This window comes from Microbacterium sp. Bi128, assembly GCF_918698205.1.
The window spans coordinates 1-7085 of sequence record NZ_CAKKMM010000201.1; the positions used below are offsets into that span (position 1 = coordinate 1).

Consider the following 7085-nt stretch of genomic DNA (forward strand, 5'->3'; position numbering starts at 1 on the left):
TCCAGCCCGCGAACTACCAGTGGGCCCCTGCCAACGACGGCGGCCAGCTGCAGCCGGCACTGCCTCCCGCCGGGCCGGCGGGAGGCAGCCCGGGCTGGAAGAACGGCCGCGGTTCCGGCGTTTTTGGCCTGGTGATGGCCGGCGGATTCCTGGCGGTCCTCTGCCTCTTCCTGGTGGTGCCCTTCCTGCTGGAAAGGACCGGAATCACCGGCTTTGCCGTTGGTTTCGTGGCCTCGCTGGTTCCCCTGGGTACCGTATTGCTGACGGTGCGCTTCATCGACCGCTGGGAACCTGAGCCGAAACCCCTGCTGCTTTTCGCGTTTGCCTGGGGAGCCGTCGTCTCGATCGCGGTGACGATGCTGATCCAGCCCTATTTCTCACTGGTGGCCGGGCCCGCCTCGGGACTGGACTATACGACGTTCGCCGTGACGGTCCAGGCGCCGGTGGTGGAGGAATTCGCCAAGTCCCTGGGGCTGCTGTTGCTCGTGCTCTTTGCCCCGAAACACTTCAACGGACCGGTCGACGGTGTGGTGTTCGCCTTCACGATCGCGGCGGGCTTCGCGTTTACCGAGAACATCCTCTACTTCGGCCGCGCCATCGCCGAATCCAGCGATCCCGGCACGGATCTCGCGGTGGTTTTCTTTCTCCGCGGGGTCCTCTCACCCTTCGCCCACGCCATTTTCACGGGTACGACCGGTCTGGTGATGGGCTTCGCCGCCGGCCGCGGGAACACCGGGCTGTCCAGAGCCTGGAACAGCATGGGCCGGGACTTCCTGGGCCGGTACGTGATGGTGCAGGTGCCGATCTTCCTGCTGGCGGTGCTGGTGATCGTGCTGCTGCGGGTGGCTGAGCGCAGGCTCACCCGTCAGCGGCTGACGGAATACGCGGCCGCGGGATGGTTTACCGCGGCCGAGGTCGACATGCTGGCCACAGCCGCCGGCCGCCGTTCCGCGCTTCGCTGGGCCAGGTCCACGGGGCGGGGCGTGCAGATGAAGGCGCTGCTCGATGCCGCCACCCAGCTCGCCCTCACCCGGCAGCGGATTCTCAGCGGCCGGGACGTGCCGGCACACCAGCGCGATGAGCAGCACCAGCTCGCCGGGATCGCCGCGCTCCGGGCCGCCGTCGTCGGTTAGGGACCGTTGGAACCCAGTGGGGCCAGCCCAGCGTGGGCAACCGGGGAAAAGAAAGAACCCCGGCCAGGATGTCCTGGACGGGGTTCTTCGGGGCGCTGAGAGCTTACGCCAGCAGCGAGGGCTTGAGCTGCTGCAGCCGGCCCAGCAGGCCGTTGATGAACGACGGCGACTCGTCCGTGGAGAGCGTCTTGGCCAAGGCCACGGCCTCGCTGACCGCAACGCCGTCCGGGACGTCGTCGTTGTAGAGCAGTTCCCACGTGCCGATCCGCAGGATGATGCGGTCCACGGAGGGCATGCGCTCCAGGGTCCAGCCCTGCGAATAGGTCTCCAGGAATTCGTCGATGGCTACCTGGTGCGAGACCACGCCTTCGACGATTTCGAGGGTGTAGGGGTTGACGATCTGGTCTGTCTGCTCGCGGCGGGACTTCAGCACGTCGAACGCGGAGGCTGAGCGCTGCTCGGCCTCAAAGAGCACATCGAGGGCCCGGTTCCGGGCCTTACCGCGCGCACTCACTAGTCGTTGACCCGGCCGAGGTAGCTGCCGTCGCGGGTGTCGACCTTGACCTTGGTGTTGTTCTCGACGAACAGCGGCACCTGGATCTCGTACCCGGTTTCGAGGGTGGCGGGCTTGGTGCCGGCCGAGGAGCGGTCGCCCTGCAGGCCCGGCTCGGTGTAGGTGATCTCGAGGACGACGCTCGGGGGCAGCTCGATGTAGAGCGGGTTGCCTTCGTGGATGGCGATGTTGACCATCTGGTTCTCGAGCATGAAGTTGGTGGCGTCGCCGACGGTGGCGGCCGAGACGGTGAGCTGGTCGAAGTCGGAGGTGTCCATGAAGACGAAGTCGGCGCCGTCCTGGTACAGGTACTGATAGTCGCGGCGGTCCACCGTGGCGGTCTCAATCTTCAGTCCGGCGTTGAAGGTCTTGTCGACGACCTTGCCGGACATCACGTTGCGCATCTTGGTGCGCACGAACGCGCCACCCTTGCCGGGCTTGACGTGCTGGAACTCGATGATGTTCCAAAGCTGGCCCTCGAGCTTAAGGACGGTTCCGTTCTTGATGTCGTTAGTGGTTGCCACTGTATCCTCTTAGTTTCTCTCTGGTTCCATCAGGCCGGTGCTATCGGCCGGACGATCTATGCCGGGCCGGCATGCCAAGCGGGCCGCCAGCGCGTATTTGTCAAAAATCCAAGATCTATTCTACCGGTTCCGGCGGACAGCTGCCTGACGCAGGCTCAGGACTGCTGTTCCAGGACGTCCCTGGCGCGCTGCAACGCAACGGTGGAGGCATAGATGAGGGCCGCGTCGGCGGACCCGGCGACGCGCAGATCCAGCGCCTTGGCGAAGGATTCGACGGCGGCGCCAATGTTCCCGCCGGCGAAGTAGGACCGGCCGAGGTGCTGGCGGACGGCGGCCTCCTCCAGGGTGCCCTGGGTCTCGGCGAGGAGTTGGCGGAACACCTCCACCGCCCGGTCGAACCGGTTCGAGACCCGGAGCACGTCCGCCTCGAAGATCCGCAGCCGGAGCGAGCCGGGGTCCTTGTAGCGGGCCTCGGCGAGGAGATCGGCGGCTTCGGCCGCGTGCCCTTCTACGAGCCGGACCAGGATCAGGTCCCCGGGGTCTGTCGAGGCCGCCAGGGCCTCGGCCATGACCTCGTCATTGACGACCTGGGGCATCAGGGACTGCGGGTTGATCCGGATCCCGGGAAATCCCGCGTCCGGCCACTCGCTCGTGCCGCCCTTGACCATGTGCATCAGGAGGCAATCTCCTGGTAGGCGGCAAACAGCAGGGACGTGTCCGGAACATCGAGGATGCCGGGCCGGCCAACGCCGTCGAGCACCACGAACCGCAGCAGGTCACCGCGGGATTTCTTGTCCCGGCGCATGCCGTCCAGGAGGGCCTGCCAGCGGTCGCGGCGGTACGTGATGGGAAGCCCGAGGCTTTCCAGGATGCTCCGGTGCCTGTCGGCGTCGGCGTCGCTGAGCCGGCCGACGCTGCGGGCGAGCTCGGCGGCGAACATCATGCCCACGGAGACGGCGGCGCCGTGCCGCCAGGAGTAGCGCTCGGCGAGTTCGATTGCGTGGCCCAGGGTGTGGCCGTAGTTCAGGATCTCGCGCTGGCCGGTTTCCTTCAGGTCCTCGGACACCACCCGGGCTTTGACGCTGATGGCGCGTTCGATCAGTTCGCGCAGGATGTCCGAGCGCGGATCGGAAACCGCGGACGGGTCCTTCTCGATCAGGTCCAGGATGGCCGGGTCGGCGATGAAGCCGCACTTGATGACCTCGGCCATGCCGGAGATGATCTCGTTCTTCGGCAGCGTCTCCAGCGTGTCGAGGTCCGCGAGGACACCGGCCGGCGGGTGGAACGCGCCCACCAGGTTCTTGCCCTCGGCGGTGTTGATGCCGGTCTTGCCGCCGACTGAGGCGTCCACCATGCCCAGCAGGCTCGTGGGCATGTGGATGACCTTCACGCCGCGCAGCCAGGTCGCGGCGACAAAGCCGGCCAGGTCGGTGACGGCGCCGCCGCCGACGGCGACGATGGCATCGGAGCGGGTGAAGTCGTTCTGCCCCAGCACCTGCCAGCAGAACGAGGCGACCTCGATGTGTTTGCCCTCTTCGGCGTCGGGGATTTCTGCGGTCAGCGCGGTGAACCCGGCGGCGGCCAGCTCTTCCCGGACGGTGTCCCCGGTCAACCGCAGCGCACGGGGGTGGATGACCAGGACGCGCTTGACGCGCTCACCCAGCAGGCCCGGCAGGCTTGCCAGGAGGCCGCGGCCCACTACGACGTCGTAGTTCTCACCCGGCGTTTGTCCGGTGACTTTGATGACGGTTGATTCGGTACTCACTATTCAACTTCCTTTGTCGACGCCGGAGTGGGCACCGCCGCGGCCTTAGCCGCGGCGCGCTCCCCCAGCGCATCTTCCAGCCGGTGAGCCAGCTCCGGAACGCTGCCGCGCCGGACATCGAGGACGAGGTCGGCGAGCCGTTCGTAGACCGGCTGCCGGGTGGCGAACAAGGTCCGCCACCGGCCCATGGCGTCGCCGGCCAGGAGCGGCCGGCCCGAATTTCTGGCGATGCGTTCCGCCACAGTCTCGGCGTCGCATTCGAGGTAAACAACGGTACAGCGGCCCAGGAGCTGCTGCGTACCGGAATCAAGGACGGCCCCGCCGCCGAGCGAAATGACGGCGGTGCCGCCCTGTGTCTCTTCGATGGCCTGGGCCACGGCCCGGGCCTCCATTTCGCGGAAGGCGTGCTCGCCACGGCTGGCGAAGATCTCGGCGATCGTCCCGTGCTGGGCCACCACGAGGGCGTCGGTGTCCATGAAGGCGCACCCCAAGTGCTCGGCGAGCTGCTGTCCGATCGCCGATTTGCCCACGGCCATCGGTCCGATCAGGACCACCGGTCCAACGTCATTTGCCGCGGGCGACGCCGCGGCGGAGGGCCCGTCGGTTTTCCAGGCCGGCACTAGTGGCCGATCGAGTCCAGGGACGCCGGAATGCTGTCCAGGTAACCCTTGATGTTGCGCGCGGTCTCCTGCACGGAGTCACCGCCGAATTTTTCCGCGACCGCTTCGGCGATCACGAGGGCCACCATGGCCTCGGCCACCACGCCGGCGGCCGGCACGGCACAGACGTCGGAGCGCTGGTGGTGGGCCTTGGCGGCCTCCCCTGTGCTGACGTCGACCGTCCTGAGCGCGCGGGGTACGGTGGCGATCGGTTTCATGGCGGCACGGACGCGCAGGACATCGCCGATGCTCATGCCGCCCTCGATCCCGCCTGCGCGGTTGGAGGTACGGATGATCTTGCCGTCCGCGTCCTTGACGATCTCGTCGTGGGCGGCGGAGCCCCGGCGCGCGGCGGTAAGGAAGCCGTCGCCGACTTCAACGCCCTTGATGGCCTGGATGCCCATGAGGGCCGCCGCCAGACGCGAGTCGAGGCGCCGGTCCCAGTGCACGTAGCTGCCGAGTCCCGGCGGGAGGCCGTAGGCAAGCACTTCGACGACGCCGCCGAGGGTCTCGCCTTCCTTGTGCGCGACGTCGACCTCGGCCACCATGGCGTCCGAGGTTTCGCGGTCGAAGCAGCGCAGCGGGTCGGCATCCAAGGCGATCACGTTCCCCGGCACCGGCAGCGGCCGGCCCTCCGGCACGGCGACGCTGGCGATGGATACGGTGTGGGAGACGAGCTCGATGCCGAGCTGCTTGAGGAAGGCCGCGGCGACCGTGCCGAGCGCCACCCTCGTGGCCGTCTCGCGGGCGCTGGCGCGCTCCAGGACCGGGCGGGCCTCGTCGAAGCCGTATTTCTGCATGCCGGTGAAGTCTGCGTGGCCGGGCCGCGGGCGCGTCAGCGGGGCGTTCCGGGCCTGGTCGGCCAGGATTTCGGGCTCCACGGGATCGGAGGACATGATCTGTTCCCACTTGGGCCATTCGGTGTTGCCGACCTGGATGGCGACGGGGCCGCCCTGGGTCAGGCCGTGGCGGACTCCGCCGAGGATCGTGACCACGTCCTGCTCGAATTTCATCCGGGCGCCGCGGCCATAGCCGAGCCGGCGGCGGGCCAGCGCCTCGCTGATGTGGGCGCTGGTGAGTTCCACACCGGCGGGCACGCCTTCAATTATTCCGACCAGTGCCGGGCCATGGGATTCTCCGGCAGTCAACCAACGCAACATACATTCCATCCTGCCATGTCGGGCGGTTAGAACACCCGTCGGGGCGCCCCGACTGCGTCACACATCACATCTGTGACACCGGTAGGGAGGGCCTCGCCCAGCCCGGTGAAGTGCCGTACCTGCTCCACGGCCTGGTAGATCAGCATTTCCAGTCCGGGGACCACCGTGCCGCCGGCTTCCTGCCAGACCGCGGCGATCCGGCTGGGCCATGGATCATAGGCGACGTCCAGGAGGACGCCCGGGCTGCCATGCGGAGGCAGTTCTCCTGGACGTTTCGCCACCAGCTCTTCGGCCAGTTCCGCGGCCAGTGCGTCTGCCGCGCGCGGCGGCAGCGTGGAGATGACGACGTCGGCCGCGGCGACAGCAGCTGCCGCCCCGGCGAGGGGAAGCACCCGGATGGGGACGCCGACGGCGGCGGAGGCTGCGCGGGCCTCTGCCGCACGGCTGACATCGCGGACGAACACTTCGGCGGACACCGACCCCAATTCCTTGAGCGCCGCGATGGCTGCTGCCGCGGTCCCGCCCCCGCCGAGGATCACGGCGGTGGGCGCCGAGGCTGCCCCCGCGTGCCGGAGCGCGTTGACGATTCCGGTGACGTCGGTGTTGTACGCGACCAATCGCGTGTGGCCGGCACTGCCGCCGTCGGATTCGAACGCAACCGTGTTGACGACCCCGAGGGCGCGCCCCACGCCACGGACCTCGTCCACTTCCGCCACCATGGCCGATTTGAGCGGCATGGTGACCGACAGGCCGCGCCAGGAACCCTCAGCGCGCACCTCGTCCCTGACCTGCCTCATGAAATCGGGCAGGGCGGCCTCGGTCACGTCAATGGCGGAGTAGGCGATATCTACGCCCAGGTGGGCGTACGCGGCCCGGTGCAGCGCGGGCGACTTCGAATGGCTGATGGGATGCCCGAGGACGGCCGCCCGCAGCGTCATACGCAGCGTCCCGGGTTGGCCTCGCACCAGGCGTTGTACTGCGCCACGTAGCCGTTGTGTTCCGCCAGCGTCTTGGAGAACTTGGTCTCCTTGGTGTCCAGGTTGATGGTGACCCAGTAGAGGAAGCTGTTGGACTTGGGCTTGGCGGCGGCGTCAATGGCCGTCTTGCCGGGGGAACCGATGGGTCCGGCGGGCAGCCCCTGGTTGGCGTAGGTGTTGTAAGGGTTCGACTTGTCAGCCTTCTGGGCCTCGTCGATGTGGAAGCTGCGGATGCCCAGGCCGTAGGTGACGGTGGCATCGGACTGGATGAGCCCGTTGGTCTCGGTGTTGTTGGGCTTGAGGCGGTTGTAGAT

9 protein-coding genes are annotated in these 7085 nt (G+C 67.8%); 1 reads left to right on the top strand and 8 read right to left on the bottom strand.

The features are described from left to right. A partial coding sequence (locus LQV45_RS14435) for a PrsW family intramembrane metalloprotease (protein ID WP_374208217.1) occupies nt 1-1133 on the top strand: 1133 nt, incomplete at its 5' end. 103 nt (nt 1134-1236) lie between these two features. On the opposite strand, the gene nusB is transcribed toward LQV45_RS14435, so the two are convergent. The 8 genes from nusB to LQV45_RS14475 all read right to left on the bottom strand — a co-directional run. Beyond that, a complete protein-coding gene (gene nusB / locus LQV45_RS14440) occupies nt 1237-1647 on the bottom strand; it encodes a transcription antitermination factor NusB (RefSeq protein ID WP_018773145.1) in 411 nt (136 codons plus the stop codon). Then, nucleotides 1647-2210: an elongation factor P gene (gene efp, locus LQV45_RS14445; RefSeq protein ID WP_018773146.1), complete on the bottom strand. Its 564-nt coding sequence runs from the start codon at nt 2208-2210 to the stop codon at nt 1647-1649. The genes nusB and efp overlap by 1 nt, the downstream gene beginning before the upstream one ends. Before the next feature lie 155 nt (nt 2211-2365). Next, nucleotides 2366-2884, bottom strand: coding sequence for a lipopolysaccharide assembly protein LapB (locus LQV45_RS14450; protein WP_230007628.1), 519 nt, complete (start codon nt 2882-2884; stop codon nt 2366-2368). Beyond that, nucleotides 2884-3975 (bottom strand): 3-dehydroquinate synthase, encoded by a 1092-nt coding sequence (gene aroB, locus LQV45_RS14455; protein ID WP_079554549.1) that lies wholly within the window; start codon nt 3973-3975, stop codon nt 2884-2886. The genes LQV45_RS14450 and aroB overlap by 1 nt, the downstream gene beginning before the upstream one ends. Continuing rightward, on the bottom strand, nt 3975-4529 hold the full coding sequence (locus LQV45_RS14460; RefSeq protein WP_290370253.1) for a shikimate kinase: 555 nt from the start codon (nt 4527-4529) through the stop codon (nt 3975-3977). The genes aroB and LQV45_RS14460 overlap by 1 nt, the downstream gene beginning before the upstream one ends. Nucleotides 4530-4594: 65 nt before the next feature. Then, nucleotides 4595-5794, bottom strand: coding sequence for a chorismate synthase (gene aroC, locus LQV45_RS14465; protein ID WP_026266381.1), 1200 nt, complete (start codon nt 5792-5794; stop codon nt 4595-4597). Nucleotides 5795-5820: 26 nt separating this feature from the next. Continuing rightward, complete coding sequence (locus LQV45_RS14470; protein ID WP_230007629.1) at nt 5821-6732, bottom strand: shikimate dehydrogenase; 912 nt, start codon at nt 6730-6732, stop codon at nt 5821-5823. Continuing rightward, on the bottom strand, nt 6729-7085 hold a 357-nt coding region (locus tag LQV45_RS14475; protein WP_230007630.1), incomplete at its 5' end, for an endolytic transglycosylase MltG. The genes LQV45_RS14470 and LQV45_RS14475, both read right to left, overlap by 4 nt.

Coding starts and splice junctions, on each gene's coding strand:
- LQV45_RS14450 (WP_230007628.1), bottom strand. CDS start 2,884: ATGCACATGGTCAAGGGCGGCACGAGCGAGTGGCCGGACGCGGGATTT.
- LQV45_RS14470 (WP_230007629.1), bottom strand. CDS start 6,732: ATGACGCTGCGGGCGGCCGTCCTCGGGCATCCCATCAGCCATTCGAAG.
- aroC (WP_026266381.1), bottom strand. CDS start 5,794: ATGTTGCGTTGGTTGACTGCCGGAGAATCCCATGGCCCGGCACTGGTC.